Origin of the sequence: Coxiella endosymbiont of Amblyomma americanum, from assembly GCF_000815025.1 — a bacterium.
Lineage (GTDB): Bacteria > Pseudomonadota > Gammaproteobacteria > Coxiellales > Coxiellaceae > Coxiella.
The window spans coordinates 246,049-268,302 of the sequence record NZ_CP007541.1; the positions used below are offsets into that span (position 1 = coordinate 246,049).

Below are 22,254 nucleotides of genomic sequence, written 5' to 3' on the forward strand. Positions count from 1 at the left end.
TATACACTGATCTTTTTATCAAGGTTTTTATTGTAAGGATTTTCATGAAAAAATTACTTATTATTACTATTTTTCTTTGTCTTTGCGTTTTGAATGGCTGTACGGCAGAAGATTTTGATCCCTATCAAGGGTACCGCAAAAGATCCGAAATTGCTTTATTTGCAGCTGGTAAAAGAGCGTTAGAGAAAAGAAACTATTCAGAAGCTATTAAAAATTTTGAAGCGCTAAACGTTATATATCCATCTAGCTCACACATTCTTCGAAAAGCTCGGCTTAACGTAATCTGTGCCTACTATAAGAATAAAGATATTAGCTCAACGATCTCTGCAGCTAATCGTTATATTCGATTCTACCCGAAAGACTGTCATGTAGATTTAGCGTACTATATACGAGGAATTTCTGAATACCATAAAGTGACGTTATCTCGGATACAGAATTTGATGGGAGTTAATGTAGTCACTCGCGACATAAGCATTTTACAACAATCTTATGAAACCTTTTCTGTCCTCGTAGATGCGTTTCCAAAAAGTGCTTACACGGCTGATGCACTGACATGTATGAAGCATATAAGAAGTTTAATGGCGCAACACGAAATCATAATTGCTCAATTTTATTTAAAACGACACGCTTATGTGGCTGCTGCTAATCGCGCCGCTTGCGTAGTACAAAATTTTCAAGATTCACCAGAAAACGTAGCTAAAGGGTTGAAAATTATAGATACAGCGTATCATGCATTAGGTTTAATTAATTTTAATTGTCAGTGCCATAAAACTTATACCCATTCAAAACTTAAAACTATATACCACACACAGTCTCTCTCATACGAAGAAATGCCCAAATTTAAGAGAAATTGTTCCAATTAAAAAATTGTTTTAATCAAGATTATTTTATTTAATTTTCATGTGTTTTTATTACTTTGATCGAAGTTTTATGTTCTTAATAAAGGTATTTTTAATAAAGAGAAGTTCACGTCAAATGAAAAATGTTTTATGTTAGCCAAAATAAAGCATACGGGTGGGTCATTTATTCTTCTTCAGGGCCGTTATTGTTTCCATATGTATGCATGGGAGGAGAGGAGGGTACGCGACGAATTTCTGCTCCTAATTGTGCTAGCTTTTCTTCTATGCACTCATAACCTCTGTCGATGTGAAAAATTCGGTTAATTATAGTGTTTCCTTGTGCCATCAAACCTGCTAAAACTAAACCGGCTGAAGCACGTAGATCTGTAGCTATTACAGAAACACCAGTCAATTTTTCTTTTCCACGAATAAAAGCTTTCCTTCCTCGTAATTCAACGTCAGCGCCCATGCGTTGTAACTCATATGCGTGCATAAATCGATTTTCAAACACAGTTTCTTTTATAATAGAATTTCCCTCTGCAATCACATTTAGCGCCATAAATTGAGCCTGCATATCAGTTGGCATTTTAGGATAGGGTGCTGTAGTAATATTAACGGCTTTTGGCCGTCTTCCTTTCATATCAAGATCTATCCAATTTTTACCGATTTTAATTTTTGCACCTACATCGTGTAGTTTCTTTAAGATAATCCATAAGGTCTTTGGTAAGACGTCTTTAATTCTAATATGTCCTCTAGTCATTGCGGCAGCGACCAAATACGTTCCTGCTTCAATTCGATCTGGTAAAATATGATAACGGCCACCAAATAATCGATCAACACCATCAATAGTAATGGTATTTGTTCCAGCTCCTGAAATACGTGCGCCCATCCCATTTAAAAAATTAGCTAAATCTTGAACTTCAGGTTCACAAGCTGCATTATGAATAATAGTTTGACCTTCTGCTAGGCTAGCTGCCATAATAAGATTTTCCGTTCCCGTTACTGTAATTTTTTCTAAATTAAGTTTTTTACCTTTTAAACGTCCGTCCACACTAGCGCGAATAGACCCATCTACTAATGTTACATTAGCACCTAACACCTGCATACCATTAATATGAATATCCACAGGTCGAGAGCCAATGGCACATCCTCCAGGTAAAGAGATTTCAACCTCTCTAAATCGGGTTAATAATGGTCCTAAAATTAATATAGATGCACGCATTGTTTTCACCAGTTCATAAGAAGTGTCAACATGCTGAATAGATGAACAATCTATTTTTATGCTCATTTGTCGATCGAAAGCAGCAATATGAGCTCCCATATGATTTAATAATTTAATCATAGCGGATACGTCGTTAAGGTGCGGGATGTTGCTTAAAATAACTGGTTTTTCTGTTAACAATGTGGCTGCTAGAATTGGTAGTACGGCATTTTTAGCTCCTGATATCCGAATCACTCCGTTTAAAGGTATACCACCTACAACCACTAATTTATCCACAATGGTTTATCTCTAGAATTCTTTATTTCGTCATCAATATCAGAAATTAGAATGCAACGAATTAATATCGCTAACAAATAATCTGCTATTAGGAATCGTTTATATGCTAATAGCAGTAGAAATAACATTTAATCTATGTACACCACACACCATTTGCTGAGACAAAACTACAGAAAAGTATATTTTATCTCCTAAAATTTAAAAATCATAAAGAACTAATAAGATATATTGGCAGTAGAATAATTCTGTATGAATCTAAAGTATACATATTAAAGTGATTATTTCTCATTACTGTCCCATGCAATGGCATTAATTAATAGTATCTTTATAAAGTTCAAGTCCACACATTAAAACTACCTAATAATCTAAAAAGCACAATAGTTTTAAAGTTGCTATTTTCGTCTTCACATTGCTTTTAAATGTAAGAATCTCAATCTCACACTTCACTTTTAATTGTTTAATTAGTTTTTTATCATCATAGCAATTCTATTATTGATAAGCTACTTGTGTAATGCACGCATTATAATTTTCATTGTGGTAAAATTTCGTGAAGACTAAAGAAACTCATTATTTATATAACGCGAAAATTTGTATAGAGAAGTTATAATTAGTATTTATCATGAATGACAATGAGAAATTTTGTACGTTTGGAAAGTCCGTAATTATTACAGAATTACGAGCTATTCGTTCTCTGCAAGAACGTATTAATGAAGCTTTTTCTACAGCATGTAAAGCTATTTTAGCTTGTGAGGGGAGAGTAGCTGTTTTAGGAATAGGTAAGTCTGGATGTATTGCTAGAAAAATTTCAGCTACTCTTTCCAGTACGGGTACTCCTTCATTTTACGTTCATCCTGGAGAAGCTAGTCACGGTGATATTGGTATGATTACTACGGAAGATATTGCTCTTGTAATTTCTTATTCAGGTGAAACTCCTGAAATTATTCATATTCTACCTTTCATTCAAAAGCTGGAAATTCCCATTATTGCTTTTACCGGAAAGCTGAAATCTAATTTAGCTTGTATCGCCGATATTGTTATTGATGTGAGTGTTAATAAAGAAGCTTGTCCTTTAGGATTAGCGCCTACTTCAAGTACTACAGCAACGTTGATTATGGGAGATGCTTTAGCAATTACACTCTTTAGAATCTGCGGTTTTACGACGAATGATTTTGCTCGCGTCCATCCTGGAGGTTCATTAGGAAAACGTCTTTTCCTTAATATTAATAATATTATGCATACTAATGACCGAATACCTTTGGTAAAATCGGATTGTATGTTAGATGAAGCTTTAGTCGAGATTACTAAAAAGAGTTTAGGTATGACTGCAGTTATTGATGAAAATGGTGATTTAGTGGGAGTTTTTACAGATAATGATTTGCGTAAGACAATAGATAGAGGCTACGATATTCGTCACACTCCGATTAAACAAGTAATGTCAAATGGGATTACTATTCATCCAAAACTTTTAGCGACTGAAGCGCTCGGAATAATGCGTAAACATAAAATCAATTCTCTTGTTGTGGTAGATAACAAGTATCGTCCTGTTGGGGTTGTGAACATGTACGATCTTTTACAAGCTGGGATTATTTAAATGTGTATGAAAAACATCGTATTATCTAATAAATTTCACCAAATTAAACTGCTAATACTAGATGTAGACGGAGTGCTTACAGACGGTAGAGTTTGGTACAGTGCTGATGGAGAGGTATTGCAGGTATTTTATGTTCAAGATGGATTAGGAATTAAGCGTTTATTGGAAGCAGGTATTGAAGTGGCAATTATAAGCAGTCGAGAAAATCGAGCTGTCTTTCTACGGGCAAGAGAATTAGGAATTTTACATATTTTTCAAGGTGAACATGATAAGAGTATCCCGTATGAACAATTACTTTTACAATTACATTTAGAAGAAAAAATGGTTGCTTATGTAGGAGACGATCTGTCTGATTTGCCAGTCATGCAAAGAGTAGGTTTGGCAATAGCGGTTGCAAACGCTGTACCAGAAATTCATGCATTAGCACATTGGAGTACGAAAAAAATTGGTGGAAGAGGAGCCGTGCGGGAAGTTTGTGATTCAATTGTTTATTGTCATGAATAAATATATTATGTTAATAATTTTAATTATCCTCGTCTTTTTTACCACAACACTGACATTATATAATTTTTCTTTTCATAAAAAAAAACCTTCTGTAAAACAATTAAATTACCAACCAGATGTGTTTATGCGCAAAATCAACTATTGCCAATACGATGATTTTGGTAGACTACGCAGTCATTTGATTTCTTTTTTTATTCTGCATTTTCCTCATAAAAATTCCTCTTTTTTTATTGCACCTCATTATCTTTTTTATACTAATAAGCACATTTGGGTTATTAACGCTATTTATGGTAAAAGTCAAAATGAAACTTCGGGGGTTTATTTATGGAAACACGTAAAGATTTATGAATTATCTCAGACGACAAAGACAAAAACCACTCATAGTAACAGCCAGAATACAACAATTACCACGCAGAATATTATGATATTTCCTAGTTGCCTTTTTGCCCGCACGGATCAACTTGTTACTATCGTTCGTCCAAACTTAATAATAAAAGCTACAGGTATGATTATTAATCTCAAGAATGGAGTAATTAATTTACTCTCAAATACTTGTGGAATTTGGAATTTCTAATGAGCAATTGTAATACTTTTGCAGAATCTGAGTCAATAGCAATAATTATATGTCTATCTTAAGTGCTAAACGGCTACAAAAAAAGTATAAATCTCGTTGGATTGTGAAAAATGTTTCTCTATCTATTGGTAATGAAATTGTAGGATTACTAGGACCAAATGGAGCGGGCAAAACGACTAGTTTTTACATCATACTAGGTCTTGTTGTTCCAGACAGCGGGGAAGTGTTTTTAGATAAAAGAAATATTAGTTTTTATCCTATGCATAAAAGAGCTCGGCTGGGTGTTGGTTATTTACCTCAAGAAACTTCTATATTTAGAAAATTGTCAGTGACTAATAATATCATGGCTATACTGGAACTTCGTAAGGATTTATCTAAAAAACAATGTAAAAATCAATGCGAGGCTTTATTGAAAGAATTTCATATTAGACACTTACGAGATATCCCAGGATATAAATTATCAGGTGGGGAAAGGCGTCGTGTAGAGATCGCTAGGGCTTTGACTATGAATCCTAAATTTATTTTACTTGATGAACCTTTTTCTGGTATTGATCCAATGTCCATAATTGATATTAAAAAGATTATAATTCACTTACGAAAAAAAGGAATTGGAATTCTAATTACGGATCATAATGTTCGAGAAACTTTAGATATTTGTGATCGTGCTTATGTAGTTAATGCAGGATGTATCATTGCTACAGGAGAGCCAAAAGAAATATTAAACAACCGAAGCGTACGTGAGATTTATTTAGGAAATGAATTTAATTTGTAAGTAGGGAATTTTGTATAATGATTTAAAAAAGAAGTATAGAAATTAAATTAACGATTTGTATTTTGGGTATTAAATTTTCATTTTTAATATGTTTTCTGAAAAATTAGGCTTCTTAATGTCTTCTAAAGATTAGTTAACGCATATTTTTCACTATTTATTAAAATTCATTGAATTAGCAGTGGACATCAATTAACGTTTAGATAAACGAGATTTGCAGAGTACTGCCATTATAATTATAAGAAAGTAATAGTGTATAAAATAGCGTTGCACTTGCGGTATTTATTTAGTAAGAAACCATGAAAAAAGATATTGCAGGGCATATAGATCATATTACTTTGCACGCCAATTTTCTCGTCATTAAAAAATTGGGCGTGCTTATTATGGGCGATCACGCTATTGGAAAAAGCGAATTAACTTTGTCTTTATTAGATCGTGGACATCAAATGGTTTGCGATGATGCGGTAGATATTAGCCGTCAAAATAACCAATTAATAGGTAGTTGTCCCTCTGTTACCTACGGGCATGTATTGATTGCAGGTATCGGTATAATCGATATACCAAGCCTTTTTGGATTAAGCGCTGTCGTCTCTCAACACAAGATTAATTTAATAATTACACTCACTGGATGCAAGGAGAAATACACAATTACAGATCCACTAAATCCGATTTCACTCAAAGAAAAAATTTTAGGAATTACAATTCCTAAAATTATATTTCCTATTCATTCTAGAAGAAACGTACCCCTTCTAATTGAAACACTTATACATAATCAGGGTTTGAAAAAATTTAATTGTTAAAACACGAGAAAAATTTTATGATTCGAAAAAAGCTAAAAATTATCAATAAACTTGGTTTACACGCTAGAGCTGCCATAAAGCTTACTAATGTTGCGTCTCGTTATCAAAGCACTATTCTTGTACACTATAATAATCGTCTAGTTAATGCTAAAAGTCTTATGTGTCTTATGGTTCTTGCTATCAATTGCGGCTCTGAAATTGAGTTAGTTGTCACAGGTGATGATGAGAAAGAAGCCACAACAGCAATTAGAAAATTAATTAGTAATAGATTTAGTGAAGAAGAGTAAAACTTATTTCTTCATTTTTCTCTACCCGAAACGATTATCATTGCTCTATATCGGGAAAATAATTCTCTGTTGACAAATTATAATATAATGTAGCGAATTAATATTCCATTTCGCATAATCTATCCCTTTTAAGTTTTAACACCATGCTTTTTGTTAAAAGGCATACTATCAATCTTTCCCAAGAGATGTGGTTTTTGATACACAGTGTTATTATTCAGAAAATATTTCTTAATTTACATAAAAATAATTGGATTAACGTGTGGTTATTTTAGCTCTTAATTGATAAATTATTTTTTTTACTACACGGTTGAGGAGCAAGGAGTTTAATTGGCAATAATTTATCAGGATTGGCACTATACTACGTTGTATCTATCCATGCTGCTCGGCGACTAAATTATAACTTCTACTATGGTTATAGTAGAAGGGCAGTAACTTAAAAAATCTATGAGAATTCGCATAAATTTTTTTAGAATTTATGCGAACTTATCGCAACACTATCTATCAAATTTTGATGGAGTCGTAATTCAACATTTGCGCTAATGTTTCACACTCCGTAGCCAGTTTAGTTGATTTTTTAGGAGTAATTACCCACGAATAGAACAATTTAGTTGGGATAATTAATAGCTATTTCTTCGAAACTTGCTAACCCGACAAACCAGGATCTCTTTTTTGAGTAAGCTGAGCAATGAGTGCGCGACGCTTCATTAAAAAGCAAAACGTTGCTTCAAAAGATAAGTTAGAAAAGTGTGGCGTAACTTTCAGCGCACTGTTGATGAAAAATTGTAATAACTAAAGAGCTTTTTGGTTATGTTCAGCAATTTCTTTCATTCTCTATTCTCATTGAGAAACCAGTTTCTGTATCAGAATCAATGCCGATCCGATGATGCACTCTTTTCACACAATTTATAAAGACGTAGCATATTAGAATTTGTAGTTTTTGAATCTTTTTATTCATAAGCATGCACACATGTAATCAATGTGTGCAAGTTCGGCGATCCTCTTCTTTACTGGTTTTATTTGATGTTTTTAAAGTAGAATGAAAAGGATGTTCTTCTGGTATACGCATCAATGCCAATTCAAATACTTGATCAATCCATTTTACAGGAAGGATTTTTAGACCGTGAGTAACGATTGTTGAAATCTCTTTTAAATCTCGTTTATTATCTTCAGGAAGAATTACACGCTTTATATTGCCTCGCAACGCAGCTAATAATTTTTCCTTAAGCCCTCCAATTGGAAGCACTTCACCACGTAAAGTAATTTCACCAGTCATGGCCACATCGGCCCGTACAGGAATTTTGGTGACTGCTGAAATTAAAGCTATACACATTCCAATACCAGCACTTGGACCATCTTTTGGCGTTGCGCCTTGTGGTACATGAATATGAAAATCATGAGATTGAAAGTAATCATTTGGAATACCCAATTTTATTGATCGGCTTCGTACTACTGTGGTAGCGGCATGAATAGACTCCTGCATAATACTGCCTAAACGTCCAGTATGTAAGAATTTACCTTTTCCAGGCATGACTTGAGCTTCAATTGTTAAAAGCTCACCTCCAAATTCCGTCCAGGCTAAACCGGTTACCTGTCCAATTTGATCTGCTTCTTCAGCTAATCCAAAACGATAACGTTTTATACCTAAATATCCCTCTAAATTTCGGACACTGATTCGACGTTGTTTACTCAATGTTTCTTTTTTACCTATTTTTCTTTGCTTAATACTAAGCGCTACTTTTTCTTGTGCTATTAAAATTTCTTTAACAACTTTGCGACACAATTTAGCAATTTCTCTTTCTAAAGCCCTTACTCCAGCCTCCCGTGTATAATAACGAATAATTTCATACGTTGCGTCATCAGAAATAAGCATTTCTCTTTCCTTTAAACCTGCCAACTTAATCTGACGTGGTATTAAATAACGTTTCGCAATATTTAATTTTTCTTTTTCCGTATAACCTGCTAATCGAATAACCTCCATTCTGTCTAGCAATGGTAATGGAATGTTAAGAGAATTTGCCGTAGCAATAAACATTACATCAGAAAGATCATAATCCACTTCTAGATAATGGTCACTAAAAGCATGATTTTGTTCTGGGTCTAGTACTTCTAAAAGGGCTGAAGCGGGATCACCCCTAAAATCTGCTGCCATTTTATCTACTTCATCTAACATAAAAAGAGGATTATGCACACCGGATTTCGCTATCTTTTGAATAATTTTTCCAGGAAGTGCGCCAATGTACGTTCGCCGATGACCTCTAATTTCAGCTTCGTCTCGAATACCCCCTAAAGAAACACGAATAAACTTGCGACCTGTCGCATTTGCAATCGATTGACCTAATGAAGTTTTTCCTACTCCAGAAGGTCCTACTAAGCACAAAATCGGTCCCTTTAATTTTCTTACACGTTGTTGCACAGCTAAATATTCCAAAATTCGTTCTTTTACTTCTTCCAATCCATAATGATCCATTTCTAGGATTTCTTTGGCAAGCTTTAAATTTTTACTGATTCTGGCGCGCTTCTTCCACGGAACCTGTATTAACCAATCTAAATAATTGCGGCTAACCGTTGCTTCTGCCGACATCGGTGGCATCATTTTTAATTTATTCAGTTCAGCTAATGCTTTTTCTTTAGCTTCTAAAGACATACCAGCTTTTTTAATTTTTTCAAGTAATTGATGTTGTTCACTGATAGGACCACCTTCTTCTAATTCACCTAATTCTTGTTGAATAGCCTTTATTTTTTCGCTCAAATAATATTGACGCTGACTTTTTTCTACCTGTTGATGCACTCGACCTTGAACTCTTTTTTCGACTTCAACTAAATCCACTTCTTGGGCCAACACTTTCTGCAGCACTTCTAGTCGTTCTTTAATAGGAAGCGTTACAAGAATCTTTTGACGAGAGTCTAATTTAATAGTTATATGAGCTGCAATACTATCAGCCAACCGCCCTGGATCATCAATATTTAACAGAGAAGGCAACAATTCCTGAGGAATTTTTTTGTTCATTTTGATTAATTGCTCAAACTGGTTGAGGACAGAACGAATCAGTACTTGCATCTCTATTTTGTCTCCTTTTTCTACCTCCGTTTCCTCTAAAATTTTAACTTCTGCTTGCAGATGCGTTTCTTTTTTGTCTAGATGAATTAGCTCAGCTCTTGCTAATCCTTCCACTAGCACCTTAACAGTGCCATCCGGTAATCGTAATAGTTGCAAAACAGTAGCAATAGTCCCGATTTCGTAAAGATCTTTTTGTTCAGGAGAATCATTATTAGCATCTTTTTGTGCGACAAGGAAAACTTGTTTATTTGTCGACGGCATAGCTACTTCTAATGCTCCAACCGATTCAGAGCGTCCTACAAATAAAGGAATTACCATATGTGGAAATACCACTACATCCCGTAATGGCAATAACGGTAGCGCTAATTTTTCTTCGTGAGCTTTTACTTCTGTCATTGCTGTATTTCAAACCTTATATCTACCGTTCTTGAGCTATCTTATGAGAAGTGCTCTTTTTATTATTATAAATAAATGATGGTGGCGCTATTTGATCGACAACAGCTGCGTTAATTACTACTTTTTTTACGTCATCAACAGTTGGAAGTTCATACATTAAATCTAACAAAGAATGCTCCATAATGGAACGCAGTCCACGAGCTCCTATTTTTCTTTGGATTGCTCGCTCAGCAATTCTTCTTAAAGCATCCTTTTGAAAATCAATCTCCACACCTTCTAGCTCAAACAATCTGCGATATTGCTTGGCTAATGCGTTCTTTGGTTCTGTTAAAATACGCACCAGAGTATCTTCATCTAATTCTTCTAAAGTAGCAATAACGGGCAATCGGCCGACAAACTCCGGAATCAAACCAAATTTGATTAAATCTTCTGGTTCTGTCTGTTTAATTAATGCCGAAATATCTGTGAAATCATTGTTTGCACGGATCTCTGCTGTAAAACCAATACCACTTTTACCTATACGATATTGAATAATTTTGTGCAAATCAGCGAATGCTCCTCCACAAATGAATAAGATATCAGACGTATCCACCTGAAGATATTCTTGCTGTGGATGTTTTCTTCCGCCCTGAGGAGGAACCGAGGCAACAGTACCTTCGATTAACTTTAATAGAGCCTGTTGCACTCCTTCACCAGAAACATCACGAGTCAACGATGGACTATCTGTCTTTCTGGCAATTTTATCAATTTCATCAATATAAATGATTCCAGTTTTCACTTTTTCAATATCATAATTACATTTCTGTAATAATTTTTGAATAATATTTTCGACATCTTCACCAACATACCCTGCTTCAGTTAATGTAGTAGCATCTGTGATAGCAAAAGGAACATTCAATATTTTGGCCAACGTCTGAGCTAAAAGAGTCTTGCCTGAACCTGTTGGCCCAATTAAGAGAATATTACTTTTACTGATCTCGACATCGCTATATTTATTAGTGCACAATCCCAATCGTTTGTAATGATTATATACAGCGACAGATAATACTTTTTTTGCAAATTCTTGACCAATTACGTATTCACCTAGCAATCGATCAATCGCTTCAGGAGTTGGAGGTTTTTTCCGTATGTCAAAAGATTGAGCGATCTCTTCCTCACGCATAATGTCATTACATAAGTCTACGCACTCATTACACACGAAAACACTCGGACCTGCAATCAATTTTCGAACTTGATGCTGACTCTTTCCACAGAAGGAGCAATACAAAACCTGTGATTTCTCTTCATTCATTTACACATGCCTCGCTATCCTTTTCTGAGATGGGGATCAAAATTCACTATTTCAATACTAAAGCCGCTCTCCCATAATTATTGAATCAATCAAACCGTACTCTAAAGCCTCCCGTGGAGTTAAAAAATAATCGCGATTAGTGTCTTTTGTAATTTGTTCGAGAGTTTTTCCTGTGTGTTTTGCTAAAATTTCTGTCAACTGGTCACTCACCTTTTTTGTTTGTTTGGCATGAATTTGAATATCAGTGCCTTGTCCTTGATATTCCCCGAAGATCTGATGAATCATTATTGTAGCGTGCGGTAAACATTGTCTTTTACCATGAGATCCTGCTGCAAGGAGTAAAGCACCAGCACTGGCGGCTTGACCAAAGCATAAAGTCCGCACATTGGGTTTTATAAACTGTATAGTGTCATAAATTGCCATTGCTGAACTTACCAATCCTCCTGGAGAATTTATATAAAGATTAATTTCTTTCAAAGGATTTTCTGATTCTAAAAAAAGCATTTGTGCAATAATTAGATTAGCCATGTGATCTTCAATCTTACCGATTAGAAAAATAATGCGGTCTTTTAAAAGACGTGAATAGATGTCGTATGCACGCTCACCCCTTGTAGTTTGTTCTACGACCATTGGGATTAAAACATTCATTTTAAAATCCTCTGTCAATTGTTCATTTTTTGAAACACAGTTGGTACGCCATTTTCGTTTTTTGTCAATGGACTATAAACACTTAATATTACGTGGCTTAAAAGCCACATATTATCTATATGTAGATTTTTATATATTTCTCCAAAAATTTAACAACACTTAATGCCACACGCATTTAATGAAAATTTTTAATGACTTTAAAAACTTTTAGATTTTATAAGTCTGATTTTACTAGAAACCTTAGTAATTTTGACTAAGAATAACTGTAATGTAGTTATAATACTAATAGAATCTTTTTTAGTTATTCGTTATTATATTGATTAGTACGAATACAACGTGTTGCGCAACATTTGTTGAAGTTTATACTCCTAGATTTTTACGCTAAAAATTCAAGATCTAACAAGTAAGATAAGCATTACATTTATAGTTGTGAAAATCAGTTTTTATTCTTAATTAAGTTATTCTAATAAGAGTTCACTAGAAACCTAAACAATGGTTGGTCATTCTTAATGACAATGTTTTAGTTATTTCAACTATGAATACCCCATAAGATTTTAGGCTCATTATGTTTTATCTCGCATCCTGTTTTAAGATTTTCTTAAAACAGGATGCGAGAGGAGAGATTTGAACTCTCACAGGAATTACCCTACTGAAACCTAAATCCAGCGCGTCTACCGAATTCCGCCACTCTCGCAGTAATTCAGAGATGAAAATATGCTGCCGAAATACTTCAAGCCACCAAAAAAGCAAATGACTCCTTTCTTTTATTGTACAGTCAAATTGTCAAAATCTTCATATAACAAAGGCGCATTGACTGTTCTAAGAATTTTTCATTACAAGTCCACGCTATTATTTTTAGACTGTGTATTTTGAGTGGGATGCCATAAAACTCTAAATTCTTTCTTATTAAAGCGTGATGGTTTCTATTATTTCTCTCCCACTACCTTTCCAAAGGTGAAATAATATTCATAATTTATTCTGAATAATAGAGAACTTAATTATATAAATGATACACTATTTACACAAATATTTTAGTTAACATTGTGTATTATATCTTGTTGAATATACAAATTCCATGTTATATTGGTTGTGATTAGTTAAAATACATAAGATTTTCTTAAGTTGTGTGATTTTGCTATGCGCTTGTAGAGCAACGATTAAAAAAATTTACAATATTTATATTAATAGTTGGATTTTAATAGCCTCGTCAGAGGAATAACAAAAGCTTATCCGATCCTCAAGACTTTTCCAGTAATAGCATCGCGGATTGTAGTAGGTCTTTTAGAAGACCCAAGAGGACCTTCTAGTATAGTATCAATGCTATTGTCAAACATTAATTGCAGCGTTTTTATATTTTGTATTGGTGGATGTCCCTTGAGATTAGCGCTAGTGGAAATAATAGGCTTTCCAAAATGACGACAGAGTAATTGAGCTAAAGGATGATCGGTAATACGAACAGCAATAGTGGCATGATTTCCACGTATCCAGAAGGGTACTTCGGACTTTGCAGGAAAAAGCCAAGTGATAGGTCCAGGCCATGTATTAAATATTCTGTCTAGTCTTTTAGAATCTATAGGGCTTGTGAGCATTGAGATTTGCTTCCATTCCGAGGCAATGAGAATAAAACCTTTCTCAACTGAGCGATTCTTGAGAGCAAGCAGTTGAGAAACAGAATAAAAATTAAACGGATCACATCCAAAACTATAAACAGCTTCAGTGGGATAAGCAATCACTTTCCCTTTACATAAGGATTCAACAGTTTTTTTAATAGATTGTACAATCATTTAATTTTTTATTTGTATCGATGTATAGCAATTTGCAGTTTTTCATCTTCTCTTCTTAGAAGAGTTTGGGTTGCAGTCCTTTTTTTTCTTAATTTTTCTGCAATTACTGAGTCCCCAATTGCAATGATTTGTGCGGCCAAAAGAGCAGCATTTTTAGCACCAGGTCTTCCAATGGTAGTACAAGCTACAGGAATATCTCCAGGCATTTGTACAGTTGAAAGGAGAGCATCTAATCCACCTAAACTATTGGTATCTATAGGAATTCCAATAACCGGTTTTATAGTGTATGAAGCTACGGTACCTGCTAAATGAGCAGAAAGTCCAGCAACAGCAATGAAAACAGCACATCCTCTTTTCTCGGCTTTTTCAACGAAATCTCTCGTTGCTTCTGGGGATCGATGGGCAGAAAGAATATGTGCTTCAAAAGGAATATTCAATGACTTTAATTCAATAAAAGCTGTTTCTATAATTGGTATATTACTGGTGGAACCTATTAAAATAGCGACGAAATATTTATTCATTTCAGATCTCTCCTTTTCATTTATCATTGAAGTATTTTGAAAAATTACAGTTCTTTTGAGGACAAAATTTTTCTGTTACTTGGATTGTTTTTCTTTTTATTAATAGGATAGGCCAATGACACATAGGACATTTCTGAGCGATAGGTATATTCCGGATAGTATAATCGCAATTAGGATACCTGACGCATGAATAGAAGAAGATTTTTCGTTGATGTAATCTACGTTTCACAATAGTTCCTTTATTGCATTTAGGACAAATAATTTGCGTATCTTTTGGTTTTTTTAATGGTTCTATATAACAGCAATTTGGATAGTTATAACAGCCAATGAATTTTCCGTAGCGTCCCTTTTTGATAACAAGATCAGATTGACATCGTGGACAAGGGCGCCTTTTTTCTATGTCTTCCTTTAAGGAATTTATAGTTAGATTTATTATATTGGCGGTATAGTTACAATTTGGATAAGCAGTACATCCAATAAAACTCCCTCGTTTTCCTAATCGGACAGATAATTGATTGTTGCATTCAGGACATTTTTTATCGATTTTTTCTTGTACTACATCACTGCGTTTAACAATTTTTTTAGTGACTTTAACGAGATCTTGAAAAGGGAACCAAAAAGCCTCTAATACTGAAAGCCAAACTTTTTCCCCTCGAGAAATATTATCTAATTCATTTTCTAATTCTGCTGTGAACTTGTAATCTACATATTTAGCAAAGTAATTGGTTAGAAACCGATTAACAGTCCGACCTGTGTCTGTAACAACGAAGCGTTTTCTGTCATCTATCTCGATATATTTACGATTTTTTAGTGTAGAAATAATATTTTCATAAGTAGAAGGGCGTCCAATATCATACTTTACTAAATCTTTAATTAAACTTGCCTCGGTATACCGAGGCAAGGATTCGGTAAAACTTTGTTTACCTGTAATATCATTAAAAGCCATAATTTGCCCTTTCTGTAAATATGATAATACTTTATTTTTTCTATCATCCGATCTTTTATCATCGATTGTTTGACAAACAATGGTAAAACCTGGATTAATTATGATAGCACTACTGTAACGAAAGAAACTATTAGAAGGTGCTTTTAGATTAATGGTAATTTTGCACAAAATAGCATCGATCATTTGACAAGAAACAGCGCGTTTCCAGATTAAGGTATACAATTGCAATTGATCTCTTGTTAAATATTCCTTTAAATTTTCAGGAAATCGAAAAATAGAAGTAGGACGAATAGCTTCGTGTGCTTCTTGAGTATTTTTAGATTTGTTCTTATAGATGCGCGCTTCTTTTGATACGTTTTCTTTTCCATACCTTTTACGAATTAACTCTCGAATTTCTTCTATAGCCTCTAGAGATAATTCGACAGAGTCTGTTCGCATATAAGTAATAAGTCCTGTTGTACCTTGCTTTCTAATCTCAATACCTTCATATAATTGTTGAGCAATTTGCATAGTCTTTGAAACAGAAAATCCTAATTTTTGTGCAGCTGCTCTTTGCATCGTTGAAGTAATAAAAGGTGAAAAAGGATGTCGTGTGTATTTCTGTTTAAGGATAGTAGCGATTGTAAGGTTTTTGTCAGTGGACTTTTTGATAGCATTGCAAATATCGTGTGCTTTTTTTTTTGTAGTTATAGAAAATTTCCCAATCTTGGTATTTTTAAATTCAGTTAATCTTGCGTTAAAATTGTGTTTTTGAAACTGACAATTTATGTAAACAGTCCAATATTGTTGGCTTTTAAAATTTTCAATTTCGACTTCTCTGTCTACAATCATGCGTAAAGCAGGGCTTTGTACGCGTCCTGCGGAGAGACCTGGACCAATTTTTAACCACAATAATGGAGATAAATTAAAACCAACTAAGTAATCCAATGCACGTCTAGCTTGTTGCGCATTTACTAAATCCATAGAAATACCACGTGGATTTTTAATAGCATTTTCTATGGCTTTTTTAGTAATTTGGTGAAACGTAACACGGAAAAAATATTTATTTTTTAGAAGATTATCAACGTCTAATACTTGTTTTATATGCCAGGCAATTGCTTCACCTTCACGATCAGGATCTGTAGCTAAAAATAAGTTTTCACAATGTTGTAAGACTTTGACAATAGCGGTTATATGATGATGGTTTCGTTTTAGTATTTGATAATTCATTTTAAAGTTATTGCTCGGATCTACAGCACCTGCTGTGGCAATCAGATCTCGAATATGCCCATAGGAAGCCATTACTTTAAAATCTTTATTTAAGTATTTTGCTATAACTTTTGCTTTAGTGGGTGACTCGACTACCATTAAGGATTTTATCATAATGTACTATCGCTTTACTGTAAAAATATAAGAACAACTATGATATTCTAAAGCATCCTTTGATAAAACAGTTTATTAGACAGGTAATAAAATTATTCAGAATTAATTTACAACTATTTTTTAGACGTTATTCCTTACTTAACATACTGTATTTATGCGGGTATGATTGATAAGACTTCATTAGTTTTTTAAAGTAAATATACTGTTCTGATTTCAAGTTTTTATTATTTTATTTAGCCTTAATTGGAAATAATCGCATATAAAAAAGAAAATATTTATAGCTAAAGCGTAAAGCAAGAAAGATATTGAAGAATTTGTAGGTTTTGCTATTGATATTATTCTATTAAAAAGATGGTTATATCTTTTGTTAATGGGAAATACGGATCTAAATAAGTTTTCTTTTTACTGTAAATTGCACCTTCTCTTATAGAAGATTACTTGTTTTTAATTATAGTAATAGAGTCCCAGTGTATTTTAGGCGCGTATTCATAAGTTATTAAGCTGAGGTTAAAATTATAGAAAATATTTTTCAGTAGCTAAATTACGCACGAGAGACTATGTTATTTGGTATTTTTAATTGGTATTTTCAAAATGAAAGTATTAAAAAAAGAAAATTTAGAAGATAATCGTTATCTATAAAATATAGGATTTGTATGTCTCTTAATATTGTTTTCGCTGGAACATCATTGTTTGCAGTGCCGGTGCTTCGGGCGTTAATTAAATCTAAGAAACATCGGGTAGTTGTGGTTTGTACACAACCTGATCGACCAGCGGGGCGTGGAAAAAAAATGACAGAAAATCCTGTTAAATCTTTTTTAACAACCGAACATAAAGAAATTACTGTTTTTCAGCCAGTATCGTTTCGAAAGGAGGAAGAAAAAAAAATACGGAATTTACAAGCCGACATCATGGTGGTTGTATCTTACGGGTTATTTTTACCTAAAAATATTTTAACTGCATATCGATTTGGATGTATTAATGTACACGCTTCTCTTTTACCTAGATGGCGAGGAGCATCTCCTGTTCAATATGCTATTTTATCTGGGGATCAAAAGACCGGTATAACTATCATTCAAATAAATGAGCAGTTAGATGCTGGAGATATCTTAATTCAAAAATCTTGTTATATTAAAGTAGAAGATACATCCGATACTCTTTATAAACGACTTTCATCGCTTGCTTCTAATCTGTTAATAAATATTTTAGATAATATCGAGTTAGGTACGGTTCAGGCAGTAAAACAAAACGAAAGCTATATCACGTATGCTCCTAAAATCCAAAAAAAAGATGCTAAGATTAATTGGAATGATTCTGCCATTAATTTAGCAAGAAAAGTTCGTGCATTCCATCCAACTCCTGTTGCATTTACTTACTTTAAAAATCAAACTCTCCGAATCTGGAAAGTAGAAGTGCTTGTAGAAAAAACTCAATTAAAACCAGGTAGTATGATTCGATTAGGAAACAACGGATTGGATATAGCTACAGGTTTTGGTGTCTTACGTCTTCAACGGTTACAATTACCAGGAAAACGTATACAGATAGCTCAAAATTTTATCAACGCTTATAGAAAGGTATTAAATCCAGGAGAAACTATTTTTGGCTAACAGTGTGCAATAAATAAAACAATTTATTGTGAGACATGATAAAATTATTATATTATAAGAACTATATCAGGCATCGAATAATCGGCAATTCGCGGGTGTTTTCTTTAGGATACAAGAAAAAATGTTACGAGAAAATATTGAGAGTGCAATGCATTAATAAAAATTGAGAATATTAAAATAGAGTTTTATCTGAATCTTTAAGATTCAGAATGGCTATTGGCAACTAATTTTAAGCTTGTTCTGCGGGTTATTGTTAGATGTTTTCTGTAGTTTTTGGTTGTTAGATGTGTGTATCGTTTCTTCGTAATGCGGGATTGTCTGTAAAATTACAGTATTGAGCATTAGAGAGTTATAGATACAGATGATTTTAAGAAAGACTTCTGATTATATTTAGAAATTTAGTATAAACTAATTAAAGATTTGTAGTGATTTTATGAAGCATTTTGTATTAAAAAATAGGAGCGGTTACTTAGTGCTTTCATTCAGATCTTCTACAGATAATATGGGGGAGATGACTTATTATTACACTCGTTGCTGCTATGGATAAAAATCGTGTTATTGGCTATAAAAACCGTTTACCATGGCACTTGCCTGCCGATTTAGTTCGTTTTAAATCAGTTACTCTACAGCGTCCAGTTGTTATGGGACGTAAAACTTTTGAGAGTATTGGTAAACCGATGTCTTTACGTCGTAATATCGTAATCACCCAACAAAAAAATATGTTTATTAAAAATTGTGAAATTTTTCATTCTTTTAATGAAGCCATAGACGCTCTAAAAAGTGAGTCTGAGATCATGGTTATTGGGGGTGGACAACTTTTTAAAGAAGCTTTACCAAAAGCAAATAAAATGATATTAACCATCATTGAGTATTCTTTTCGCGGAGATGTCTATTTTCCTTTTTGGAAGGATAAAGAGTGGTATATCCTTTCTAAAGAAGACTATAAAAAAAATGAAAATAATTTTTATTCTTTTAGTTTTTTAGAACTGAAGAGGTATGCGCGCAATCAAAATACTATATAGACGAGTTGAAGTCTTTGTTGAAGTCTTTGTGGTTTTTATAGGTAAAAGTACGACAGGGAACAGAGAAGCGTTGTCTATTTTCAAGTTTTAGAGCAGTGAGTCGGCGACCCCATGAACAACCTGTATCTAATGCATAGCAGTTTGAAGTGTTACAAGCTCCATCGAGCGCTGCCCAATGGCCAAAAAAGATATCTGTTTTCTTCACATTAGATTGTTTGCAATACCACCAAGTAAACCAAGGCTTGAAATGCTGTTCTTCGTGTGTGCTTGTTTTTTTGTTTATTTTTAGATTTAAACTAAGCTTTCCTTGTTCATTACAAAAACGCATACGCGTAAAGGCATTAGTAATGTATCGTAGACGATCTTGTCCTTTAAGGCTATTATTCCATTCAGAAGGTTCATCTTTAAATAAATTTCCGAGGAAATCTTTAAAATATTTTCCTTGTAGAGCAACTGATATCTCATTAGCACGCTGAAGGCTTTCTATAATAGACCATTGTGGAGGGAGTCCAGCGTGGACTAGAAAAGCATTATTATTTTTTTCATAATGCACTAGAGGACAATATCTTAACCATTCTAAGAGTTCCATTTTATCTACAGTTTTAAGAATATCATGCAAAGTGTGTTTATAGGCATTTTCTGGCGCAAGATCATAACCTAGAATCAACAGTAATAAATCGTGATTTCCAAGAACTACTATTGGTGTATGCAGAGATTTAATAAAACGCAATACTTCGAGAGAATTGGGACCGCGATTAACAATATCTCCTACGAAATATAATCGATCTTTTACAGAATCAAAATGCACTAGATCTAATAATTCTATTAACTCACGAAAGCACCCATGAACGTCACCAATGACATATGTACTCATCTTTTTTATATTCTCAAACTCTTCTTCCGTAATAACTCACGTTAATAAAAATTTTGAAATTTTCATTGTACAATAAGCATTTAGTAAAGGAATGTTTCTTAATTCTATAGTGCTGTATTCAAGTGAAGTTAGTAACAAACTAATGTTAGAAATATTTACAAATTAACAAGCTTTGACATAATGACACTAATTTTTATGAAGTCCTCTATTCTTAATTCTTGGGGGCGTGCTTTGAAATTAATATCATTAATCATGTTCCATTGCCCAATTGGTACTAGTTTTTTTAAGGCATTGACAATTGTTTTTCTACGGTAAGTAAATGCTTCTTTAACAAGAGTGCTGAAGAAATCTAAATTTTTTAAGGTTTCATTTTTATTTTTTCTTGGGATTAAACGCACAAAAGCCGATTCTACTTTTGGAGATGGGATAAAAGCCTTAGGAGGAGCGTTAAATAACAAAATATTATCACAGAAAAACTGAGTCATGACACTTAAGCGACCATAGTTTGTGTTACCCACTGGAGCAATTAATCGTAATGCAACTTCTTTTTGTAACATAAAATGCATGTCTTTAATACTCTCAATTTGAGTAAACAAACGAAAAAGCAAAGGAATTGAAATGTTATATGGTAAATTACCCACAATGCGTAGTGAGTTATATGTCTTTTTTAAAGATAAAAAATCTAGTTGTAATGCATCTGACTGGTAAATTACCAAGTTTTTTAGAGAACGATATTTTTTTTGTAAAATAGAAACAAGATTTTTATCGATCTCTACTAGAATTAATTTGGCACATTGATGTATTAAATATCCAGTTAACTCACCTTGACCTGGGCCAATTTCCACTATTATATCTGTCTTTCGAGGGTTAATGGCTTTAATGATTTTTTGCAAAATAATAGAGTCTTTAAGAAAATGTTGACCAAAACGCTTACGCGCGAGATGAAAACTGTTCATGTAATTTTTATTGCTAATGTAATTGCTTCGATTAGACTGTTTTCATCAGCCAATCCAGTTCCTGCAAGATCAAACGCTGTTCCATGGTCCACTGAGATGCGTATATACGGTAGTCCCAGCGTCATATTTACTATACAATTGAATTTTAAAGCTTTAATTGGCGTTAATCCTTGATCATGATACATTGCTAAAATAGCGTCACAATTCTTAATTGCCTGCGGTGTAAATGCAGTGTCAGCCGGAAATGGACCTATAAGAGAAAAATCTTCCTGATTATTAAGGGATTGAATAACGGGAATTATCGTTGATAACTCTTCTTTTCCTAAAAGTCCTTTTTCACCGGCATGGGGATTTAATCCACATAGCGCAATAATTGGAGTCTTAATTGAAAAATATTTTTTTAATCCTGAATGTAAAAGGCGGATACATCTTTCTAAGGATGATTTTTTTATTAAAGTAGAAACGTGAGATAAGGGAATATGTGTTGTATATAAAGCTACTTTTAAAGCATTTGCTACAAAGAGCATTACAGTTTGTTTTATATGCGCATGCGCGGCCAACCATTCAGTATGGCCGGTAAACGGAATACCAGCATTGTTTATAACTACTTTGCTTATAGGCCCTGTTACTAAGGCTCTAAAATTCCCATTTAAACAGCCATTGGCAGCAGTTAAAAGAGTTTCTATAACATATTCTGCATTATCATAAGTAGGTTTTCCTATGATAGAACGTACTTTTAGTGGAATGTGGTGTATTGTTACATTATTGGGAATTTTTAGGCCGAGTACTTTTGCTCTTTCTGTTAATAAAGTGCGATCAGCAACAATGACAAGAGATGTTGGTAATTTATGTTGCAGCAATTTTATTACAATGTCCGGACCGATTCCAGCAGGCTCTCCCGGTGTGATAGCTATAGGTAATGTTGTCATG

General features: G+C 33.6%; 19 protein-coding genes and 1 tRNA gene. 9 read left to right on the forward strand and 11 right to left on the reverse strand.

What is annotated here, in order from left to right; translation table 11 throughout:
* The first annotated feature begins 44 nt into the window (after positions 1–44).
* The gene (gene bamD, locus Z664_RS01135; protein ID WP_052246319.1) at positions 45–863 is read left to right on the forward strand and encodes an outer membrane protein assembly factor BamD; all 819 of its coding nucleotides are present in this window, start codon (positions 45–47) and stop codon (positions 861–863) included.
* A 160-nt stretch (positions 864–1,023) separates the two neighbouring features.
* Here bamD and murA read toward each other — a convergent pair whose 3' ends face one another.
* A complete protein-coding gene (gene murA / locus Z664_RS01140) occupies positions 1,024–2,337 on the reverse strand; it encodes a UDP-N-acetylglucosamine 1-carboxyvinyltransferase (RefSeq protein WP_052246320.1) in 1,314 nt (437 codons plus the stop codon).
* A 619-nt stretch (positions 2,338–2,956) separates the two neighbouring features.
* Between murA and Z664_RS01145 the strand changes: the two genes are divergently transcribed.
* From Z664_RS01145 to Z664_RS01170, 6 genes are all read left to right on the forward strand, one after another.
* Positions 2,957–3,928 carry a KpsF/GutQ family sugar-phosphate isomerase gene (locus Z664_RS01145; protein WP_039669891.1) on the forward strand — a complete coding sequence of 324 codons (972 nt, stop codon included), beginning with the start codon at positions 2,957–2,959 and terminating at the stop codon, positions 3,926–3,928.
* Between the two features lie 6 nt (positions 3,929–3,934).
* Positions 3,935–4,432, forward strand: a complete 498-nt coding sequence (locus Z664_RS01150) for a KdsC family phosphatase (protein WP_039670206.1) — start codon at positions 3,935–3,937, stop codon at positions 4,430–4,432.
* Positions 4,425–5,006: an LPS export ABC transporter periplasmic protein LptC gene (gene lptC / locus Z664_RS01155; RefSeq protein ID WP_039670207.1), complete on the forward strand. Its 582-nt coding sequence runs from the start codon at positions 4,425–4,427 to the stop codon at positions 5,004–5,006. The genes Z664_RS01150 and lptC overlap by 8 nt, the downstream gene beginning before the upstream one ends.
* Positions 5,007–5,055: 49 nt before the next feature.
* The gene (gene lptB, locus Z664_RS01160) at positions 5,056–5,778 is read left to right on the forward strand and encodes an LPS export ABC transporter ATP-binding protein (RefSeq protein ID WP_039669892.1); all 723 of its coding nucleotides are present in this window, start codon (positions 5,056–5,058) and stop codon (positions 5,776–5,778) included.
* A gap of 296 nt (positions 5,779–6,074) precedes the next feature.
* The gene (locus Z664_RS01165; protein WP_052246322.1) at positions 6,075–6,575 is read left to right on the forward strand and encodes a hypothetical protein; all 501 of its coding nucleotides are present in this window, start codon (positions 6,075–6,077) and stop codon (positions 6,573–6,575) included.
* Between the two features lie 17 nt (positions 6,576–6,592).
* Entirely contained in the window at positions 6,593–6,862 is a 270-nt protein-coding gene (locus Z664_RS01170; RefSeq protein WP_039670209.1) for an HPr family phosphocarrier protein, read from the forward strand.
* A gap of 973 nt (positions 6,863–7,835) precedes the next feature.
* Here the strand turns inward: Z664_RS01170 and lon are convergent.
* The 7 genes from lon to topA form a co-directional block, all read right to left on the reverse strand.
* Positions 7,836–10,316: an endopeptidase La gene (gene lon, locus Z664_RS01175; RefSeq protein WP_039669893.1), complete on the reverse strand. Its 2,481-nt coding sequence runs from the start codon at positions 10,314–10,316 to the stop codon at positions 7,836–7,838.
* A 22-nt stretch (positions 10,317–10,338) separates the two neighbouring features.
* Positions 10,339–11,607, reverse strand: coding sequence for an ATP-dependent Clp protease ATP-binding subunit ClpX (gene clpX, locus Z664_RS01180; RefSeq protein ID WP_039669894.1), 1,269 nt, complete (start codon positions 11,605–11,607; stop codon positions 10,339–10,341).
* Between the two features lie 57 nt (positions 11,608–11,664).
* A complete protein-coding gene (locus Z664_RS01185) occupies positions 11,665–12,255 on the reverse strand; it encodes an ATP-dependent Clp protease proteolytic subunit (RefSeq protein ID WP_052246323.1) in 591 nt (196 codons plus the stop codon).
* Between the two features lie 609 nt (positions 12,256–12,864).
* Positions 12,865–12,949, reverse strand: a tRNA-Leu gene (locus Z664_RS01190).
* 532 nt (positions 12,950–13,481) lie between these two features.
* Positions 13,482–14,039, reverse strand: coding sequence for an L-threonylcarbamoyladenylate synthase type 1 TsaC (tsaC, locus tag Z664_RS01195; RefSeq protein ID WP_039669896.1), 558 nt, complete (start codon positions 14,037–14,039; stop codon positions 13,482–13,484).
* Between the two features lie 8 nt (positions 14,040–14,047).
* Positions 14,048–14,560 (reverse strand): 5-(carboxyamino)imidazole ribonucleotide mutase, encoded by a 513-nt coding sequence (gene purE / locus Z664_RS01200; RefSeq protein ID WP_039670210.1) that lies wholly within the window; start codon positions 14,558–14,560, stop codon positions 14,048–14,050.
* A gap of 16 nt (positions 14,561–14,576) precedes the next feature.
* Entirely contained in the window at positions 14,577–16,868 is a 2,292-nt protein-coding gene (gene topA, locus Z664_RS01205; protein ID WP_039669897.1) for a type I DNA topoisomerase, read from the reverse strand.
* Positions 16,869–17,521: 653 nt separating this feature from the next.
* Here topA and fmt point away from each other — a divergent pair.
* Both fmt and Z664_RS01215 read left to right on the forward strand, forming a co-directional pair.
* On the forward strand, positions 17,522–18,472 hold the full coding sequence (gene fmt / locus Z664_RS01210; protein WP_039669898.1) for a methionyl-tRNA formyltransferase: 951 nt from the start codon (positions 17,522–17,524) through the stop codon (positions 18,470–18,472).
* Between the two features lie 521 nt (positions 18,473–18,993).
* Positions 18,994–19,494 (forward strand): dihydrofolate reductase, encoded by a 501-nt coding sequence (locus Z664_RS01215; protein ID WP_256380074.1) that lies wholly within the window; start codon positions 18,994–18,996, stop codon positions 19,492–19,494.
* Here the strand turns inward: Z664_RS01215 and Z664_RS01220 are convergent.
* From Z664_RS01220 to pdxA, 3 genes are all read right to left on the reverse strand, one after another.
* Entirely contained in the window at positions 19,487–20,368 is an 882-nt protein-coding gene (locus Z664_RS01220; RefSeq protein ID WP_052246325.1) for a symmetrical bis(5'-nucleosyl)-tetraphosphatase, read from the reverse strand. The two genes, Z664_RS01215 and Z664_RS01220, sit on opposite strands and share 8 nt — an antisense overlap.
* A 155-nt stretch (positions 20,369–20,523) precedes the next feature.
* Entirely contained in the window at positions 20,524–21,324 is an 801-nt protein-coding gene (gene rsmA / locus Z664_RS01225) for a 16S rRNA (adenine(1518)-N(6)/adenine(1519)-N(6))-dimethyltransferase RsmA (protein WP_039669900.1), read from the reverse strand.
* A complete protein-coding gene (gene pdxA, locus Z664_RS01230; protein ID WP_039669901.1) occupies positions 21,321–22,253 on the reverse strand; it encodes a 4-hydroxythreonine-4-phosphate dehydrogenase PdxA in 933 nt (310 codons plus the stop codon). The genes rsmA and pdxA overlap by 4 nt, the downstream gene beginning before the upstream one ends.
* Between the last annotated feature and the right edge of the window lies 1 nt (position 22,254).